The organism is Actinosynnema sp. NPDC002837 (assembly GCF_040295345.1).
Lineage (GTDB): Bacteria > Actinomycetota > Actinomycetes > Mycobacteriales > Pseudonocardiaceae > Actinosynnema.
In genome coordinates, this window is record NZ_JBEOVG010000002.1 from 133,384 (window position 1) to 151,116 (window position 17,733).

A 17,733-nucleotide genomic window follows, 5' to 3' on the forward strand; every position below is an offset into this window, starting at 1 on the left:
GAGAGGATGCGAATGGGCAGCGGGATTCCGGACAACGACACGTTACGGTCGTTCGGGATCACGTTCGGGCAGCTCCTGGCGTGGGACGACGAGGAACGGCGGCGTTGGCTGGTGGAGTCGCAGCCCGACGGCGAGCACCGGACGAACTGGTGGCTGTCGATCATCCAGCCGTTGAACGGCCTGACGACCCGTTTCGGGGACGTGAGCGGGCAGGAGGTCGCCCAACCGCTTGGCCATGCTCGCCTCCGCCGTCAGTGAGTACCCGGAACTCGCCGACGTGCCGCCCGAGCTGACCCCCGACGGTGCGGCGAGGCGCAACCTGGGCAACATCCGGCTGTCCCGCGAGGAGGCCCTCCGGATGGCGGAGAACCGGACCGACCGCCCGATCGAGGAGATCCGGGAGCTGCGCGAGGTGCGGACCCTCGTCCGCCGGCTCGGCAACCTGGTCGACCGCATCCGCGACGATCACCTCCGGCACGAGGTGCGGGAGTGGCCGGCGGTCCAGGGACGGTTGCCCTGACGCACGCTGCCCCGACCCGAAGAGGGCCGGGTCGGGCCCGCCGGTCAGACGCCGGTCACCGCGCGCACCGAGCGGATGCGGCTGACCAGGAACTCGCGGTGCTCGCCGCGCGGGGCGCAGTTGGCCTTGAGGTTGCCCGCCGCGTGGTCGACGGGGGTGATCACGTGCTTCACCGTGCTCCGCGGGCCGTTCGCCACCGCGATCTCCACGGACGTGCGGCTGACCAGCGCGTCCGCCAGCAGCACGACCTCCGAATCGCGCAGCACCAGCGACTGGTCGCGCAGCAGCCGCACCGTGCCGATCCGCTGCGACTCCACCGGCGGCAGCACGAACTGCGGCCTCGGCCGCTCCCGCTCCACCAGCGCCGCCGCCAGCTTCGCCACCTCGTGCCCGGTCAACGGCGTGCGCCACCCGCCCGTCGCCGCGCGCACCGGCGGCGGCTCGACGCGCCGTCGCGGCACCCGCTCCACCACGGCCATGCCGTCCACCGTGGCCGTCGTCGGCGCGTAACCGGCCGCCCGCAGCAACGCCAACGTCTCCGCCGCGGGCTTCGCCGACGCCAGCACCGTCGGCCCCAACGGCTGCAACGACAGCGGTGCCAACGACGGGTGCGCGGCGATCTCGCCCAGCAGCACCGGGTCCTCGGTGCGCACGCAGCACGCCACCGGCGTCACCGTGATCCGCCCGTGCTGCCGCGCCACCTCGCGCACCAGGTGCGCCAACGTCGGCGGCACGCCGTGCTCGGCCACCGACGCCAACCGGGCCAGCAACGCGTCCGGCTCGTGCCCCGCGTCCAACGCCCGCCGCACGCTCGCGCCGCTGAACCGCCACCCGCCCGCCGCGCCGTCCGCCGCCAGCTCCAGCACCGCGCTCAGCTCGCGCGACGGCAGCCCGGCCACCACGGCGCTCAGGTCCGGCCGCAGGTGCGCGGTGACCGCCTCCGGCGGCACGAACCGACCCGCCACCTCGTCCACCCCGCCCGCCAGCACCGCCCGGCCCAGCGCGGTCGCCGCGCCCAGCGCCACCAACCCCACCGACTCGGCCTCCACCAACGCCGCCTCGGTCGCCGCGCGCCCGTGCACGGCGGGCCGCGTCCACACCAGCTCGGCCACCACCTCGTGCCGGTGCTCGAACGCCTCGTCCTCGTCCAACCGCGCGTACCGCTCCAGCAGGCCGCGCCTGGTCCGGTCGCCCGAGTCCGTCGAGGACGGTTCCGCCGACGCGGGCCGCTGCTTGCCCGGCGTCCACGTCAGCCGCGGCCAGGCGCGCGCCAACGCGGTCAACCGCTCCGCGGGCGACGCGGCCCGCCACGCGTCCGCGCCGACCGTCGGCACCAGCCTGCCGTCGTCCACCGCGAGCAACCGCGCCTCGACGGCCAACCCCACCCACAACCGGGTCCGGCCCTCGTCGGACCGCAGCACGCCCGCGAGCCGCCTCAGCTCCCGCAACCCCATCACCGCGCGGCACGCCACCTGCTCGACGTCGCACAGGTCGACCAGCCGCGTCACCCCGTCCACAGTGGACGTCGCGGGCGTGATCGCGGCCCGGTCCGCGAATCCCCGGTTCTGCGGCGCGCGGCGGGGCGTGCGCGGCGCGGGCGTGATGCGGCGCGCGGGTTCTTCCTCCAGCAGCCGCAACCCCGGCGAGCTCGCCAACCGCCCGGCCGCCGGCCACACCAACGCCCTCGCGCGCAACTGGCCCAACGCCCGCTTCAGCTCCGCCCGCGACGCCTTCCCGTTGCAGCGCAACCGTTCCGCCAGCACCTCCACGCCCGCCTCGTCACCCAGCCGCAGCACGGTGTCCAGCACGTCCCGGCACGCCTGGTCGAGCCCGTCGACCGCCGCGCGCAGCGACGCCGTCGAGGTCAGCTCGTCCGCCAGCGCCCGCAGCGAGTGGGGCCTGCGATCGGCGGCGTCCTTGCGCAGCGCCAAGATGTCCCGGATCTCCACCGCGTCGAGCTCGCGCAGCCATCCGGCCAGCGCCGTTTTCCTACCCACCCGGCGATTATGCACAGAACGTGACGGCTCGGTGATGCGTTGCGATAGAGCGTTCGAATGAGCCACGAATGGACGAACGTAAGCTGGGCGCCGTGGAATTCACCGGGTTCGGCGAACACGCCATCGACTTCTACGACGGACTCGTCGCCGACAACTCCAAGGCCTACTGGGACGACCACAAGCACGTCTACCAGCGCGATGTGCGCACGCCCATGGAGACGTTGCTCGCCGTGCTCGAGCCCGAGTTCGGCAAGGGAAAGGTCTTTCGGCCCTATCGGGACGTGCGGTTCAGCAAGGACAAGACGCCGTACAAAGACCACTGCGGCGGAGTGGTCGAACTCGGCCGCGGCGGCGGCGCGCACTACGTGCAGATCGGGACCGAAGGGCTGTTCGTGGCCGGTGGGTCGTTCGCGATGGCGTCCGACCAGCTCGCGCGCTACCGCGAATCGGTGGCTGACGACGTGCGGGGGCGTGCGCTGGAGAAGCTGCTCGCGAAGCTCGCCAAGTCCGGCTGGGAGCTGCGCGGGGACAAGCTCAAGCGGGCGCCGCGCGGCCTGGACCCGGAACACCCCCGGATCGAGCTGCTCAAGCACAAGCGCCTCTACGTGGCCAAGGTGTGGCCGCCCGACGACGTGCTGCACGAGCCCGGCTGCCTGGACCGGGTCCGCGAAGCCTGGCACCAGGTCACACCGCTCGTAGACTGGTGCGCCGACCACATCGGCCTGACCGAAATCGGCTTCCGCCGCTGACGGCCGCTCCGCCTGCGCCGCTGACGGCCGGGCTGCTTCCGCCACCACCGCCGCCGCTGGCCGGGCCTGCTTGCGCCGTGACGGCTGCCTCGGCTTGCGCCGCCGACGGCCCCGGGGTCGGCTTGCGCCACTCACCGGCGGTCACGGGCTGGGCTGGTTCGCGCCGCTCACCGACGCTGACGGGGCCGCACCGGCTTCCGCCGCTCACGGGTGCTGGCGGGCGCTGGAGGACTGGGTCGGCTTCCGCCGCTGATGGCTGGACCGGCTTCCTTCGCCGACGGGTTGCCCCGCCCTGCGTCGCCGACGGTTGCCTCGCCTTGCACCGCCGACGGGCGGCACCGGCGGCACCGGCGGCGGTGATGGCTGCGCAGGCGTCGCCCGCCAGGGGACCCCTGTTCTTATTCTCCCAGAGGGGTACGACGTTTTCGGGCGGTCGATCGTGCGAGCAGGGCGCCGAAGCCCACGCCGGCGACGTCCACAAGGGCGTCCAGGACGTCCCCGCCGCGGTTCAGCGCGGTGATGAGCCACTGCAACACTTCCGAGACCGCGGCGTAACCCAAGAGGCCGATGACCAGTGGTCCGGACGGCAGTCGCGCGTACCTCCCAGCGCCCATGAGCAGGGCGAACAGCACGAAGTGCACCACCTTGTCGGTGCCCGGGGGCGCGGTGGGCACACCTGACGCCGGGGTGAACAGCACGATGACGCTGAGCAACGCCGCGACCACGAACGGAAGGATTCTGGGGCCCACGGTGCAGATTCTGCCTGTTTCGCGGAGATTACTTCCCGGTACATCCTGATCGGTCCAGTGACAGGGACTACTCTGACTAGACGTGAGTCGACGCGCGAAGATCGTCTGTACGATGGGTCCTGCCACCGCGACCGAGGACAAGGTCAACGAGCTGGTGGCGGCCGGTATGGACGTTGCCCGGATGAACTTCAGCCACGGCAGCCATGCCGACCACAAGCAGGTCTACGACCTCGTCCGCAACGCGGCCGAAGCGTCGGGCCGCGCGGTCGGCATCCTGGCCGACCTCCAGGGTCCGAAGATCCGCCTCGGGCGGTTCGCCCACGGCCCCGTCGAGTGGCGCACCGGTGACATCGTCCGGGTGACCGTCGAGGACGTCGAGGGCACCCACGACCGCGTCTCCACCACCTACAAGCAGCTGGCGCAGGACGCCAAGGCGGGCGACCGGCTGCTGGTGGACGACGGCAAGGTGGGCCTGACCGTCACCGAGGTCGACGGGCCGGACGTGGTCTGCGAGGTCACCGAGGGCGGCCCCGTCAGCAACAACAAGGGCCTCTCGCTGCCCGGCATGGACGTGTCCGTGCCCGCGCTGTCCGAGAAGGACATCGAGGACCTGGAGTTCGCCCTCAACCTGGGCGTGGACTTCATCGCCCTGTCGTTCGTGCGCTCGCCGGCGGACATCGACCTGGTCCACCAGGTGATGGACCGCGTGGGCCACGGCCGCAAGCCGGTCATCGCCAAGATCGAGAAGCCCGAGGCGGTCGACAACCTCGAAGCGATCGTGCTCGCCTTCGACGGCGTCATGGTCGCCCGCGGCGACCTGGGCGTGGAGCTGCCGCTGGAGCACGTGCCGCTGGTGCAGAAGCGGGCCATCCAGATCGCCCGCGAGAACGCCAAGCCGGTGATCGTGGCCACCCAGATGCTCGACTCCATGATCACGAACTCCCGGCCGACCCGCGCCGAGACCTCGGACGTCGCGAACGCCGTGCTCGACGGCGCCGACGCGCTGATGCTGTCCGGCGAGACGTCGGTCGGCCGCTACGCCATCGAGTCGGTCAAGACCATGAGCCGCATCATCGTGGCCGTCGAGACCGAGTCCACCGTGGTCCCGCCGCTGACGCACGTCCCGCGCACCAAGCGCGGCGTGATCTCGTACGCGGCGCGCGACATCGGCGAGCGGCTGAACGCGAAGGCGCTGGTCGCGTTCACCCAGTCCGGCGACACCGTGCGGCGGCTCGCCCGCCTGCACACCCCGCTGCCGCTGCTGGCGTTCACGCCGGAGCCCAGCGTGCGCAGTCAGCTTTCTCTCACCTGGGGCACCGAGACGTTCCTGGTGCCTAAGGTGGACTCGACGGACGAGATGGTCCGCCAGGTGGACCTGTCGATGATCGACATCGGCCGGTACCAGCCGGGCGACCTCGTCGTGGTCGTGGCAGGCTCGCCGCCTGGCACCATCGGCTCGACGAACCTCATCCGGGTGCACCGCCTGGGGGAGGACGACCACGCTTAGGAGATGACGTGACCGAGGCTGCCCGTGCCGCGGCGACCGCCGAGTTCTCGGACGTTCCACTGGACGCCGACGGCGTGCCCCACGGGCAGCCCGTGCTCGACCGACTCGTCGCGCTGCTCGACCTGGAGCGCGTCGAGGAGAACATCTTCCGCGGTGTGTCACCCGCCGAGTCGCCCGTTCGGGTGTTCGGCGGGCAGGTCGCCGGTCAGGCCCTGGTAGCCGCCGGCCGCACCGTGCCCCGTGAGCGCCGGGTGCACTCGCTGCACTCGTACTTCATCCGCGGTGGCGACCCGACCGTGCCGATCGTGTACGAGGTCGACCGGATCCGCGACGGGCGCTCGTTCACCACCCGGCGCGTGGTCGCGGTCCAGCACGGCAAGGCGATCTTCGCCCTGTCGGCGTCGTTCCAGCTGGACGAGCCGGGCCTGGACCACCAGGAGCCGATGCCCGCCGTGCCGCCGCCGTCCTCGCTGCCCACCTACGCCGAGTCGGCGGCCGGGTACCTGGAGAAGGTCGGCATGGCGCGGCTGCCGAGGCCGATCGACATCCGGTACGTGACCGAGCCGCCGTGGCGGGCGCGGGAGGACGGGCCGGGCGAGGCGCGCAGCCAGGTGTGGATGAGGGCCGACGGCAAGCTGCCGGACGACGACCTGCTGCACGTGTGCGTGCTGGCGTACGCGTCGGACATGACGTTGCTCGACTCGGTGCTCGTCAGGCACGGCGTGTACTGGGGAACCGACAAGGTGCTGGGCGCGAGCCTGGACCACGCCATGTGGTTCCACCGCCGGTTCCGGGCGGACGAGTGGTTCCTCTACGACTGCGCCTCGCCTTCCGCGTCCGGGGCGCGCGGCCTCGCCACGGGCCGCTTCTACAGCCACGACGGCCAGCTGGTGGCTACCGTGGTCCAGGAGGGCCTGCTTCGGGTCCTGTAGTCGATCGGCTACGCTGCGCGATCAATGGAGCAAGAGAGGTGGCCGCGATGAGCACGTTGCCCTGGCCTGACCACTTGTTCACGCTTGAGGAGTGGGACGCGCTTCCAGAGGACAAGTCGCGCCACTTCGAGCTGGTCGAAGGAGTCTTGCTGGTGGCGCCAAGGCCGGCACCGAAGCACCAAGTGGCGATGGCGAACCTCCGGAGCTGCCTCAAAGAGCAACTGCCCGCCGGGGTGGTGGCGGTCCAGGACGTCGACGTCGTGATCGACCCGGGGCCTCCGCTCTCATTGCGCGCACCCGACGTCGTAGTGGTGCCTGCCGAGCGCTACTGGGAGCACCCGAGCCGGTTCAACCCCGATGACCTGCACTTGGCAGTGGAGATCGTGTCGCCGGGAACGGGTCGGACAGACCGCGTGTTCAAGCCGATCGAGTACGCCAAGGTGGGAATCCCGCACTACTGGGTGGTGGAGCTGGACGAGCCGGCCACGCTCATCGCGTTCAGCCTGGTCGCCGGCAGGTACAAGCAGATCGCGCAAGGCACCGGGGAGGTCGAGGTCCCCGAGCCCTTCCCGGTGACCATCGACCTCACCACGCTGATCAACCCCTGATCCGCAGGGCGTCCCAGAGCGCCCGCACGTGGTGCTCCTTGGTCGCTTCCGCGCCGATCGCCACGCGGATGGCGAAGCGGCCGTCGACGACGGTGTGGGTGATGAAGGCGTCGCCGCTGGCGTTGACGCGGTCCATCGCGGCACGGGTCGCCGCGTCGCCGGAGCGGTGGGCGAGGGTGACCAGGGACAGGGAGCGCGGCACGACCAGGTCCCAGTCGTCGGACGCGTCCACCCACGATTCGAGCAGGGCCGCCAGCTCCACGTGGCCGCGCAGGTGCTCCCGGATGCCCTCCAGGCCGTACCAGCGCAGCACCGACCACAGCTTCAGCGCCCGGAACCGCCGGCCCAGGGGGATCTGCCAGTCGCGGTAGTCCACGACCGCGCCCGACTCGGTGGCCGTGTTGCGCAGGTACTCCGGCAGGATCGTGAGGGCGTCGACCAGCACGTCCGGGTGGGCGGTCCAGAACAGGGACAGGTCGAACGCGGTCAGCATCCACTTGTGCGCGTTCGCGGTGAACGAGTCGGCCAGGTCCACGCCGTCGAACAGGTGCCGGAACTCCGGGCACAGCGCCGCCGGGCCCGCCCACGCCGCGTCCACGTGCAGCCAGATCCCGTGCTCGGCGCACACGGCGGCGATCTCGCGCACCGGGTCGACCGCGCCGGTGCCCGTGGTGCCGACGGTCGCGCACACCATCACCGGCCGCCGGCCCGCCGCCACGTCGGACCTGATCCGGTCGGCCAGGTCGTCCACCCGCATGGCCAGCCGCGAGTCCACCCGGACCGATCGCACGGCCTGCTCGCCGAGCCCGGCCATCCGCGCGGCCCGTTCGAGCGACGAGTGCGTCTGGGACGACACGTACACGGTCTCGGACCCGTCCACACCGGACTGCCGCCACTTCCCACCCGACGACCGGTGCAGCGCGGCGAGGACCGCGACCAGCGCGGCGGACGACGCGGTGTCCTGGATGACCCCACCGCCGACGAACGACGACGGCAGGCCGAGCGCCCCGACCAGCTCGTCCATCAGGTGCTGCTCGACCTCGGTCGCGGCGGGGGAGGTGGACCACAACATGCCCTGCACGCCCAGCCCCGACGACAGCAGGTCGCCGAGCACCGACGGCAGCGAGGCGTTCGACGGGAAGTAGGCGAAGAACCCGGGGTGCTGCCAGTGCGTCGTCCCCGGCAGCACGACCCGGTCCAGGTCCGCGAGCAGCCCGTCGAACCCCTCGCCGCGCTCGGGCAGCCCGGCCAGCTGCCCACGCACCCAGCCGGGCTCGACGGGTGAGGAGACCGGGAAGTCCTCGACGCGCGAGCGGTAGTCGGCGATCCAGTCGATCACCTCGTGGCCGATCCGGCGGAACTCGTCAGGGTCCATGCCCGAAATCTATACGCGTCGCCTGCGGTGGGTGGGCCGTTGATCGTCGGGCGGGGTCAGGGCCCGGGTCTCGACCCGTTCCAGCACCACCGAGCTGGTCAGGTTCCGCACCTCCGTCCGCGAGGCGATCTTGTCCATCAGGAACGCCTGCAGGTGCGTGCTGTCGGCCACCGCGATGTGCACCAGGAAGTCCGCCTGGCCGCTGACGTGGAACAACGACCGCGTCTCGGGCTGCGCCATCACGAACCGCCGGAACGCCGCCACCACCGGCCTGGTGTGCGGCCGCACGTTGACCGACACGACGGCCTCCAGCGGCAGGCCCGTGGTCCGCGGGTCGACCACGGCGTGGAACCCGGTGATCACCCCGAGGTCGCGCAGCCGGCGCACCCGCTGCAGGCAGGTCGACGGCGCGATGCCGACCAGCTCGGCCAGGCTCCGGTTCGGCAGCGTCGCGTCGTTCTGCAACGCCTCCAGGATCAGCCAGTCGACCGAATCCAGTTCGGCTGTCTCGCTCACAACCGAACACTGTAATCGTCAGGTGGAATACACCCGAACGGATCGCCCAGGATGCGGCCGTGCACATCGCCTGGACCTCGTTCCTGCTCGCCCTGGTCGTCATCACCGTCGTGCCCGGACCGGACTTCGTGCTGGTCACCGGCAACGCCGTGCGCGGCGTGCGGTACGGCGCGCTGACGGCGGCGGGCGTGGTGACCGGGTTGCTCGTGCACGCCCTGCTGGCCACGGTGGGGCTGTCCGCGCTGGTCGCGGCGGCGCCGGCGGCGTTGCTGGCGGTCAAGGCGGTGGGCGCGCTGTACCTGGTGCACCTGGGCATCGCCACGCTGCTGGCGGCCCGGCGCGGCGGGCCGATCAGGCAGGCGCCGAGGTCGGACCGGTCGCTGTTCCTGCGCGGCCTGCTGTGCGACCTGCTCAACCCGAAGGTGATGCTGACGTTCCTCAGCCTCGTGCCGCAGGCCATGGACCCGGCGTCGCCGCCGCTGCCGCAGGCCGCGCTGCTGTCGGCGGTCGCGGTGGGCGTGTTCGCGTGCTTCTGGGCCGTGGTGGTGCCGTTGGCGGGCCGGCTGGCGGCGCTGCTGTCGCGGCCGAAGGTGAGGCCGGTGTTCGAGCGGCTGTGCGGCACGGCGCTGATCGGCATGGCGGCTTCGGTGCTCGCCGCGTAATTGTCGTTATCGTGTCGCGGCCGAGGGGTCTCCGGTGAGGTAAGACCGACTCGGCCGAGAGAACGGCATGCGCACACCAGAGGACGCCGCGGCGGTGACGGCCGCGCAGCGGGGCGAGCCGGGCGCGTTGGACGCGCTGGTGGCCGCCTACCTGCCGCTGGTCTACAACGTGGTGGGACGCGCCCTGGCGGGCCACCCGGACACCGACGACGTGGTGCAGGAGACCATGCTCCGCGCGCTGAACGGGCTGCCGAAGCTGCGCGAGCCCGAGGCGTTCCGGTCGTGGCTGCTGGCCATCGCGCTGAACCAGGTCCGTGACCACCACAAGGCCCGGCCGCCGCTCGCCGACGCCGAACCGGCCGACCTCGCCGACCCCGGCGCGGACTTCGCCGACCTGGCCATCACCCGGCTCCAGCTCACCGGCCAACGCCGCGAGGTCGTCGCGGCCACCCGGTGGATCGGTGACGACGAGCGCGAGCTGCTGTCGCTGTGGTGGATGGAGCAGGTCGGCCGGATCACCCGCGCCGAGCTGGCCGAGGCGCTCGACCTCACGCCGCAGCACGCGGCGGTGCGGGTGCAGCGGATGAAGGCTCAGCTCGACGGGGCGCGGGTGGTCGTCCGGGTGCTCGCCCTGCCGCGCTGCGGGGACCTGGCCGAGGTGATCGCGGACTGGGACGGGCAGCCGAACGCGTTGTGGCGCAAGCGGATCGTGCGGCACGCGCGGGAGTGCGCCCGCTGCGCCCGCGGGTTCGACGACCTGGCCGCGGTGGACGGCCTGCTGGCCAGGATCCCGCTCGTGCCGCTGCCCGCCGGGTTCGACCTGGCCGCCGCCGAGCCCGTGATCGCGGTGGCGAAGAAGGGCTTCTGGGCGCACGCGGCCACCAAACCGCTGATCGCGGCGGCGGCCGTCGCGGCGGTGGCGGGCGCGGTCGTGCTGCTGCCCCTGGAACGGACGCCACCGCCCGCGGCCGCCCCGGTCGCCGTGACGACCAGCCGGGTGCCCTCGACCATCCCGTCCACGACGACCACTACGACGACGACAACAACGACCACCACCACCAGCACGACCACGGCAGCACCGGCGCCGGTCGTGCAGCAGGTCGCCAGGTCGGTGAAGAAGGGTGTCGGCACCTGGCACTTCGACGGCGTGACCGCGGCGTTGTCCGACGTGGGCGCGGGCTGGTTCTACAACTGGGCCCCGACCAGGGAGGACGTGCAGCCGCCGCCCGGCGTCGAGTACGTGCCCATGATCTGGGGCGCGAAGACGGTGACCCCGGCGAACCTCCAGGCGGTCCGGGGCCAGGGCACCACCCTGCTCGGCTTCAACGAGCCGGACCTCGCCGAGCAGTCGAACCTGACCGTGGAGCAGGCGCTGGACCTCTGGCCGCAGCTCCAGGCGACCGGGATGCGCCTGGGCAGCCCGGCCGTCGCGCACAGCGGCGACCGGGCGGGCGGCTGGCTCGACCGGTTCCTGGCCGGGGCGCGGCAGCGCGGCCTGCGGGTCGACTTCATCACCCTGCACTGGTACGGCTCGGACTTCGGCCCGGCCGCCGTCGGCCACCTGAAGAACTACCTGGACGCCGTGCACGCGCGCTACGGCCTGCCGATCTGGCTGACCGAGTACTCGCTGATGGACTTCGCCGGCGGTGGCGTGCGCTACCCGGACGCGCAGCAGTTGGCCGACTTCGCCGGCGCGTCGTCCCGGATGCTCGAAGACCTGCCCTACCTGGAGCGCTACGCGTGGTTCGCGCTCCCCGCCGACAAACCGGGCACGGGGCTGTACGTGCCGGGAGGGACGCCGAACCGGGCCGGCGAGGCCTACCGCGCCACCGGTTAGGCGAGCGCCCGGAGCCGGTCGTGCGGCGACGGGCGCTCCGCGGTACCGGCCCGCCGCTGGTCGAGCAGCGGCGGGCCGGGTACCCCTCAGGCGGCGGGCCGGTCGTCGAACAGCGGCTGCCACCGGCCGTCGAAGCCGCCGTTCGCGGCCAGGTGCCAGCCCGGCGGCAACCACACGCCCACCTCGCGGCTCGTGCTGTCGTCGATCCCGCCCGAGTGCACGAAGTACTCGTGCTGCCGCCAGTACGCTCCGTGCGACGCCAGGTCGCCGCTCACCGCGCCTCGGCTGCGGCCCGAGCTGTCCAGGCCGGTGCCCGCGAACCCGCCGAAGTCGTCGGACCCGGACGGCGTGTCCTCGTCCAGCTCCGCCGAGTACGCGCCGAAGAACCACGCCTTCGACAGGTAGCCCTCGCGGCCGTCGGTGAGGTCCGACGCGGCGTCGTCGCGGGACTGGTTGTAGAACCGCTGCACTCCCGTGCCGATGCCCAGCGCGGGCGTCTCGAACCGGACGTCCACCACGTCGGTCGCCAGCCAGTGCCGCTGCCACGCCGACTGCGACCAGTGCGTGGGCACGATGTCGGCCAGGTCCTGCAACTCGTAGGTCAGCCGCTTGACCCGCGGCCACGTCACCTTGGTGCCGTTGTCGACCCGGCTGGCCTGCGCGGAGGCGTTGGCCCAGGTCAGCGGCACCGCGCCGAACGCCGCCACCGCGCCCGTGGCGCCCTCCGGCACGAACGCGTAGTGCACGTTGCGCCGGTCGTCCGCGCCGGAGATGCGCACCTCGGCGTTGCCGGCCGCCGCCATGCGACCGGAGATGACGGCCCACGTGTCGGTGACGAACCGCAGCTCGTGGGCGTGCGGCCCGGCGCTCGGCAGGTCGAAGTCGCTCTCGTCCGCCTGCCACAGCAGCAAGTGCTTGCCGGTGGGCGTCTGGAGGAAGTTCACGTCGGGGTCGTAGGACCGCCGCATGACGTGGTCCTTGTGGTGCGTCACGGTGGCGTTGCCGAACGACTCGCCCGCGCCGCCCGGCGTGCCGGTCACCCCGCGCACCACGATCTCCACGCGTTCCCAGTCGTGGATCTCGTCGCCGTCCTTGTCGGCCGCGTTGTACACGTGGTACAGCAGCACCAACGACTTGCTGCCGTTCTCGGTGAACTCCAGCAGCGCGGTGTAGAGGGTGGGCCGGATCCGCCAGCGGTCGTAGCCGGCGGCGTTGGCGACGTACTGGGGGACGAGCTTCCAGTTCGCCCGGTTGGTGGCGTAGACGCCGTCCCGGTCGAAGTCGAAGTTCGCGAGCCAGTCGCGGCCCTGCTTGCCGTCGTTCTCGTCACCCCGCTTGAGGATGACCGGTGCGTAGTGGTTCAGGTAGGCCTGCCGCTGCGCGGTGGTCAGCGTCCACGAGGCCTGTGCCGCCGCCGGTGCGGTCAGGGAGGCCGCGAACACGGCCGCGACGAGCACGAGTAATCGGGTCATTCCCCCGACTCTCGCCCCGTCGCGGCCGGCTGTCAGCGGTGGCCCGCCCCGGTGGAGCGGGATCCCGCAGCGGTCGGAGACCGCGATCGGACAACAGCGGTCGGCGACACCGGCCGTGACCGTGATCGGGCGACGGCGGTTGTTCGGACGACAGCGGTCAGGCGGCAGCGGTCAGGCGATGGTCCACTTCTGGTTGGCCGCGCCCGTGCAGGTCCAGATCTGGAGCCTGGTGCCGTCGGCGCTGGTGTTGCCGGTGACGTCCACGCACTTGCCGGTCGCCGGGTTCACCAGGTCGCGGCCGGAGGTGTAGGTCCACTGCTGGTTCGCGCCGCCCGCGCAGCTCCACAGCTGCAACTGCGCGCCGTCGGCGGTGCCGCGGTCCTTGATGTCCAGGCACTTGCCCAGCGCGCGCAGCGTGCCGTCACCGGGCCGCGACCACTGCTGCGCCGCCGTGCCGTTGCACGTGTAGAGCTGGACGGCCGCGCCGTCCGCGCTGCTCGCGCCCGCCACGTCGACGCACTTGCCCGCCAGCCCGGTGATCGCGCCGCCGCTGCCGCCGGGGTTGCCGGAGCCCGGCGTGCCCTGCCAGGTGAACGTCGCCGAGGTGCGGGCGGGCAGGGTGTAGGTGAACGACTGGTTGCCCCAGTTCACCCGGATGGACTGGGACGACGTGCCGCCGTTGTGCGCGATCAGGGCCTTGGAGCCGTCCGGGTTGCGGTAGGCCACGTTCTGCACCGTGCCGTTCGCGGTCGAGTCGATCCGGTACGCGCCCGGCCGGACGAACTTCGTCAGGTGACCCGTCGTGTAGTACTCGACGGTGTAGTCGACCTGACCGGCGCGCGACCCGCCCTCCTGCACGGTGATCAGGCCGGTGCACGTGCCGCAGCCGCCGTTGTGCGGGCCCATGTTCTGGTTCAGCGCCAGGCTCCACTTCACCAGGCTGGAGCTGTAGTTGCGGGCGTAGTTGACGATGTCGGCCATGTCCTCGTTGTGCTGGTTCGAGATCCACGTGCCGCCGGAGTGCTCGGTGCTGAACTGCTTGACGTTCGGGTACTGGTTGCGCACCTGAGTGCCGACCGCCGGGTCGCCGAAGTAGCCGTGCCACGCGATGCCGCCGAACAGCGGGTCGTTTCGCACGCCCGCGTCGTTGAGGACGCCGGAGCCGAAGTTGGCGTAGTCGCCGTAGTTCCAGTCGTGCACCAGCACCTTGGTGTTGATGCCCGCCGCGCGGAACGCCGGGTAGAGGTTGTTCTTGGTGAACTCGACCAGGCCCGCCGGGTTCCAGCTCATGCCGGGGTAGTTCATCGCGGTCGGGTTGGACGCCTGGCAGCAGTTCGGCTCGTTCTGCACCGACACGTAGTCGACCGGGATGCCCGCGGCCTGGTAGCTCTGCACGTACTTCACGAAGTACTGCGCGTACATCGGCGCGTACTCCCACTTGAGCCAGCCCATCTGGTCCATGCGGCCGTTGTCCTTCATCCAGCCCGGCGCGCTCCACGGCACGCCCTTGACCCGCAGCTGCGGGTTGAGCTGCTTGGCCTGCTGCGTCAGCAGCCGCACGTTGGTGTCGTAGCCGTTCGCGCCCCAGTCGTCGAGGTCGCAGCACGTGTCGTCGAGCGAGACGTGGCCCGGCCGGGACAGGTCCGACGCGCCGATCGGGTTGCGCACGAACGACAGGCCGATGCCGTCGACCGGGTGGAACAGCTTGCGCATCACCGCGTCCCGGGTGGCCGCCGAGACGGGACCGCCGCGCAGCAGGTAGGCGGTGGTGTCGGTGATCGACGCTCCGCCGCCCTCGAACTGCTGGTAGGTCGTGCCCTCGTTGACGGTGATGGTGTGGGTCGCGCTGCCGCCGTTGGAACCGAAGGCGATGGAGGGCTGCTGGGCCAGGCCGCGGGTGACGACCCGGCCGCCGCTGTCGGAGGTGGTGGTCAGGTACACGTTGACCGTCTCGCCGGCGGCCGCGGCCGGCTGCGAGACGGCGAGTGCGGCTGCGACGGTGATCACGGCTATGCCGGCGCTGACGAAAGCCCGACGGTGGGAAGAGGGCACCCCGGACTCCTTTCACGACGTTGTGGGCAGGGGTCGGCAGTCTGTAACAAACTGGAACATTTATGGAACTTGTCCGCAGGTGAAAGGAAACAATGCTGCCGAACCCGTGTCAAGGTCGTGCAATACCCACCGGTGGATACCGGTAAAGACCGTGAAGGGTGCCGGCGTCAGCCGCGCGGCACGGGCCCGGTGGACGCCCTGACCACCAGTTCCGTGGCCAGTTCGACGTGCAGCGCCTCCAGCTCGTGCCGGTCGAGCAACCGCATCAGCAGGGTCACGGCCAGTCGGCCCATTTCCTGCAACGGCTGCCGCACGGTGGTCAGCTCCGGCCGCGTGGCACGGCTGAGGTCGAGGTCGTCGAACCCGGCGACGGACACGTCGCCCGGCACGTCGAGGCCCTGTTCGCGGGCCGCCCGCAGCGCGCCGACGGCCATCTTGTCGTTGAACGCGACCAGCGCCGTCGGCCGGTCCGCGAGGCCGAGCAGGTCGCGGGCGACCAGGAAGCCGTTCTCCTCGGTCGGCTCGTCCACGTGCCGCAGCAGCTCCGCCGACGGCAGCACGCCGACGTCGGACAACGCCGCCGCGTACCCGGCGAGCCTGCCGTCACTGGCCAGCCAGTCGCCGGGGCCGCCGATGATCCCGATCCTCCGGTGGCCCAGCTCCACCAGGTGCGCCATCAGCCGCCGCGCGCCCGAGAAGTGCGCCGCCGACACCGACGCCACGTCGCGCGGCAGCTCGGTGCGCGGGTCGACCACCACGAACGGGAACCGGCGGTCCCGCAGCCGGACCAGCTCCTCGGCCGGCTCCGGCGGCAGGATCAGGATCGCGCCGCCCACGTCCGCGCGGGCCGCCAATCCGGGCAGCACGGCTTCCCGCTGCGCCGACACGCCCGCGCTCAGCACGACCTGGCGGTGGTGCAGGGCCAACGTCTCGGCGACGCTGGAGACGATCAGCCCGAAGTAGTCGGTCAGCAGGTACGGGCAGCGCACGTAGATGGGGCCGGCCGGCTTCGCGCCCCGGGCTCGCGGCGCCTCCGCGCCCAACCCGGCCACGGCGCGCAGCACCAGCTCGCGGGTGTGCTCGGCGACGTTGGCCTGACCGTTGAGCACTCGCGACACCGTGGCGATGGAAAGCCCGGTCGCCCGCGCCACGTCCCGCACCGTCGCCCTGGCCATCCGCGCCCTCCTGTTCCACTGGTGTTTCACGATGTTACAGCGCGGTCGGCCGAGTTCGGCACCGTGGGCATTGAGGGGTGTCACACAGGTGCGCGCGGGCGCGGATTTCGGCAGGCTGTGCAGATGACCACCTCCGAGGCACCCGCGCGGATCGCCGTCACCGGGCTCGCCGTCATGGGCAGCAACCTGGCGCGCAACCTCGCCCGGCACGGCTACCGCGTCGCCGTGCACAACCGCAGCCACGCCCGCACCAAAGCGCTGATCGCCGACCACGGCCACGAGGGCGACTTCGTGCCCGCCGAGACGCTGGAGGAGCTCGTCGCGAGCCTCCAGACGCCCCGCCAGATCATCATCATGGTCAAGGCGGGCGGCCCCACCGACGCCGTCATCGACGAGCTCGTGCCCCTGCTGGAGCCCGGCGACATGGTGATCGACGGCGGCAACGCCCACTACGCCGACACCCGCCGCCGCGAGGCCGCGCTGAAGGAGGCCGGGCTGCACTTCGTCGGCACCGGCATCTCCGGCGGCGAGGAAGGCGCGCTCAACGGCCCGTCGATCATGCCCGGCGGTTCGAAGGAGTCCTACCAGCACCTCGGGCCGGTGCTGGAGGACATCGCGGCCAAGGTCGACGGCGTGCCGTGCTGCGTGCACGTCGGGCCGGACGGCGCCGGGCACTTCGTGAAGATGGTGCACAACGGCATCGAGTACGCCGACATGCAGCTCATCGCCGAGGCCTACGACCTGCTGCACCGGGTCGGCGGCCTGGCGCCCGCCGAGGTCGCCGAGGTGTTCCGCGGCTGGAACACCGGCGACCTGGAGTCCTACCTGGTCGAGATCACCGCCGAGGTGCTCGGCCACGTGGACGTCGAGACCGGCGCCGCCCTGGTGGACGTGATCGCGGACGAGGCCGAGCAGAAGGGCACCGGCCGCTGGACCGTGCAGGAGGCGCTGGAGCTCGGCGTGCCGGTGACCGGCATCGCGGAGGCGGTGTTCGCCCGGTCGCTGTCGGGGCGGGCGGGTCAGCGGCAGGCGGTGCGGTCGGCGTTCGGGCCAGCCGAGGTCGCGGGCGACGCGGACGGCTCGCTGGTCGAGGACGTGCGGCAGGCGCTGTACGCCTCGAAGGTCGTGGCGTACGCGCAGGGCTTCGACCAGATGCGGGCGGCGAGCGCCGAGTACGGCTGGGACCTCGACCTGGGCGCGATGGCCACGATCTGGCGCGGCGGCTGCATCATCCGGGCCCGGTTCCTCGACCGCATCCGCGAGGCCTACGACAAGGCGCCGGAGCTGGCGTCCCTGCTCGTGGACGACTACTTCCGCGACGCGGTGAAGTCGGCCGAGGCGGCGTGGCGGCGCGTCGTGGTGAAGGCGGTGACCGCGGGCGTGCCCGCGCCCGGCTTCGTCTCCGCGCTGGCGTACTACGACGGGTTGCGGTCCGAGCGGCTGCCCGCGTCGCTGATCCAGGGGCTGCGCGACTTCTTCGGCGCGCACACCTACCGCCGCACCGACCGCGAGGGCAGCTTCCACACCCTCTGGTCGGGTGACAGGTCTCAAGTGGACGCCTGAGACCACCGGCGGAGATCAT

Annotated in this window: 16 protein-coding genes; 9 read left to right on the forward strand and 7 right to left on the reverse strand. The window is 71.9% G+C overall.

Annotated elements, in window-relative coordinates; genetic code table 11:
• The first annotated feature begins 12 nt into the window (after positions 1-12).
• Together ABTZ99_RS02085 and ABTZ99_RS02090 are read left to right on the forward strand one after the other, a co-directional pair.
• The gene (locus ABTZ99_RS02085) at positions 13-258 is read left to right on the forward strand and encodes a hypothetical protein (protein WP_499607429.1); all 246 of its coding nucleotides are present in this window, start codon (positions 13-15) and stop codon (positions 256-258) included.
• Entirely contained in the window at positions 236-520 is a 285-nt protein-coding gene (locus tag ABTZ99_RS02090; RefSeq protein ID WP_499607432.1) for a hypothetical protein, read from the forward strand. Before ABTZ99_RS02085 ends, ABTZ99_RS02090 begins: the two co-directional genes overlap by 23 nt.
• A 44-nt stretch (positions 521-564) precedes the next feature.
• Here the strand turns inward: ABTZ99_RS02090 and ABTZ99_RS02095 are convergent, their stop codons facing one another.
• Entirely contained in the window at positions 565-2,517 is a 1,953-nt protein-coding gene (locus tag ABTZ99_RS02095; RefSeq protein ID WP_499607434.1) for a helicase-associated domain-containing protein, read from the reverse strand.
• A gap of 68 nt (positions 2,518-2,585) precedes the next feature.
• Between ABTZ99_RS02095 and ABTZ99_RS02100 the strand changes: the two genes are divergently transcribed.
• Entirely contained in the window at positions 2,586-3,266 is a 681-nt protein-coding gene (locus tag ABTZ99_RS02100) for a DUF2461 domain-containing protein (protein WP_498784364.1), read from the forward strand.
• A 398-nt stretch (positions 3,267-3,664) separates the two neighbouring features.
• Here the strand turns inward: ABTZ99_RS02100 and ABTZ99_RS02105 are convergent, their stop codons facing one another.
• Positions 3,665-4,015 (reverse strand): VanZ family protein, encoded by a 351-nt coding sequence (locus ABTZ99_RS02105; RefSeq protein WP_498784362.1) that lies wholly within the window; start codon positions 4,013-4,015, stop codon positions 3,665-3,667.
• Between the two features lie 82 nt (positions 4,016-4,097).
• Here ABTZ99_RS02105 and pyk point away from each other — a divergent pair, with 82 nt between their 5' ends.
• Genes pyk through ABTZ99_RS02120 form a run of 3 tightly spaced genes read left to right on the forward strand, consistent with a single transcriptional unit; the run spans position 4,098 to position 7,062 of the window.
• Positions 4,098-5,522: a pyruvate kinase gene (gene pyk / locus ABTZ99_RS02110; RefSeq protein ID WP_230567130.1), complete on the forward strand. Its 1,425-nt coding sequence runs from the start codon at positions 4,098-4,100 to the stop codon at positions 5,520-5,522.
• A gap of 8 nt (positions 5,523-5,530) precedes the next feature.
• On the forward strand, positions 5,531-6,454 hold the full coding sequence (gene tesB / locus ABTZ99_RS02115) for an acyl-CoA thioesterase II (protein WP_498784360.1): 924 nt from the start codon (positions 5,531-5,533) through the stop codon (positions 6,452-6,454).
• Positions 6,455-6,501: 47 nt separating this feature from the next.
• Positions 6,502-7,062: a Uma2 family endonuclease gene (locus tag ABTZ99_RS02120; protein ID WP_498784415.1), complete on the forward strand. Its 561-nt coding sequence runs from the start codon at positions 6,502-6,504 to the stop codon at positions 7,060-7,062.
• Here ABTZ99_RS02120 and ABTZ99_RS02125 read toward each other — a convergent pair.
• Positions 7,052-8,437: a pyridoxal phosphate-dependent decarboxylase family protein gene (locus ABTZ99_RS02125; protein WP_499607439.1), complete on the reverse strand. Its 1,386-nt coding sequence runs from the start codon at positions 8,435-8,437 to the stop codon at positions 7,052-7,054. The genes ABTZ99_RS02120 and ABTZ99_RS02125 overlap by 11 nt on opposite strands.
• Positions 8,438-8,446: 9 nt before the next feature.
• Positions 8,447-8,953 carry an Lrp/AsnC family transcriptional regulator gene (locus ABTZ99_RS02130; RefSeq protein WP_461122022.1) on the reverse strand — a complete coding sequence of 169 codons (507 nt, stop codon included), beginning with the start codon at positions 8,951-8,953 and terminating at the stop codon, positions 8,447-8,449.
• 59 nt (positions 8,954-9,012) lie between these two features.
• On the opposite strand from ABTZ99_RS02130, the gene ABTZ99_RS02135 reads away from it, so the two are divergent.
• Both ABTZ99_RS02135 and ABTZ99_RS02140 read left to right on the forward strand, forming a co-directional pair.
• Complete coding sequence (locus tag ABTZ99_RS02135; RefSeq protein WP_498784356.1) at positions 9,013-9,615, forward strand: LysE family translocator; 603 nt, start codon at positions 9,013-9,015, stop codon at positions 9,613-9,615.
• Between the two features lie 67 nt (positions 9,616-9,682).
• Positions 9,683-11,452 carry a sigma-70 family RNA polymerase sigma factor gene (locus tag ABTZ99_RS02140; protein WP_499607443.1) on the forward strand — a complete coding sequence of 590 codons (1,770 nt, stop codon included), beginning with the start codon at positions 9,683-9,685 and terminating at the stop codon, positions 11,450-11,452.
• Positions 11,453-11,538: 86 nt separating this feature from the next.
• Here ABTZ99_RS02140 and ABTZ99_RS02145 read toward each other — a convergent pair whose 3' ends face one another.
• From ABTZ99_RS02145 to ABTZ99_RS02155, 3 genes are all read right to left on the reverse strand, one after another.
• The gene (locus ABTZ99_RS02145) at positions 11,539-12,924 is read right to left on the reverse strand and encodes a hypothetical protein (RefSeq protein ID WP_499607446.1); all 1,386 of its coding nucleotides are present in this window, start codon (positions 12,922-12,924) and stop codon (positions 11,539-11,541) included.
• Between the two features lie 171 nt (positions 12,925-13,095).
• Positions 13,096-14,976, reverse strand: coding sequence for a ricin-type beta-trefoil lectin domain protein (locus ABTZ99_RS02150; RefSeq protein ID WP_499607449.1), 1,881 nt, complete (start codon positions 14,974-14,976; stop codon positions 13,096-13,098).
• Between the two features lie 167 nt (positions 14,977-15,143).
• Positions 15,144-16,151 (reverse strand): LacI family DNA-binding transcriptional regulator, encoded by a 1,008-nt coding sequence (locus ABTZ99_RS02155; protein ID WP_499607451.1) that lies wholly within the window; start codon positions 16,149-16,151, stop codon positions 15,144-15,146.
• Between the two features lie 123 nt (positions 16,152-16,274).
• Between ABTZ99_RS02155 and gnd the strand changes: the two genes are divergently transcribed.
• Entirely contained in the window at positions 16,275-17,714 is a 1,440-nt protein-coding gene (gene gnd / locus ABTZ99_RS02160) for an NADP-dependent phosphogluconate dehydrogenase (protein ID WP_498785789.1), read from the forward strand.
• Positions 17,715-17,733 lie beyond the last annotated feature (19 nt).

Excerpts from the sequence above, each read along its gene's own strand:
- ABTZ99_RS02085 (WP_499607429.1), top strand. The coding sequence starts at position 13 with ATGGGCAGCGGGATTCCGGACAACGACACGTTACGGTCGTTCGGGATC.
- ABTZ99_RS02090 (WP_499607432.1), top strand. The coding sequence starts at position 236 with ATGCTCGCCTCCGCCGTCAGTGAGTACCCGGAACTCGCCGACGTGCCG.
- ABTZ99_RS02100 (WP_498784364.1), top strand. The coding sequence starts at position 2,586 with ATGGACGAACGTAAGCTGGGCGCCGTGGAATTCACCGGGTTCGGCGAA.
- ABTZ99_RS02120 (WP_498784415.1), top strand. The coding sequence starts at position 6,502 with ATGAGCACGTTGCCCTGGCCTGACCACTTGTTCACGCTTGAGGAGTGG.
- ABTZ99_RS02125 (WP_499607439.1), bottom strand. The coding sequence starts at position 8,437 with ATGGACCCTGACGAGTTCCGCCGGATCGGCCACGAGGTGATCGACTGG.
- ABTZ99_RS02140 (WP_499607443.1), top strand. The coding sequence starts at position 9,683 with ATGCGCACACCAGAGGACGCCGCGGCGGTGACGGCCGCGCAGCGGGGC.
- ABTZ99_RS02145 (WP_499607446.1), bottom strand. The coding sequence starts at position 12,924 with ATGACCCGATTACTCGTGCTCGTCGCGGCCGTGTTCGCGGCCTCCCTG.
- ABTZ99_RS02155 (WP_499607451.1), bottom strand. The coding sequence starts at position 16,151 with ATGGCCAGGGCGACGGTGCGGGACGTGGCGCGGGCGACCGGGCTTTCC.
- gnd (WP_498785789.1), top strand. The coding sequence starts at position 16,275 with ATGACCACCTCCGAGGCACCCGCGCGGATCGCCGTCACCGGGCTCGCC.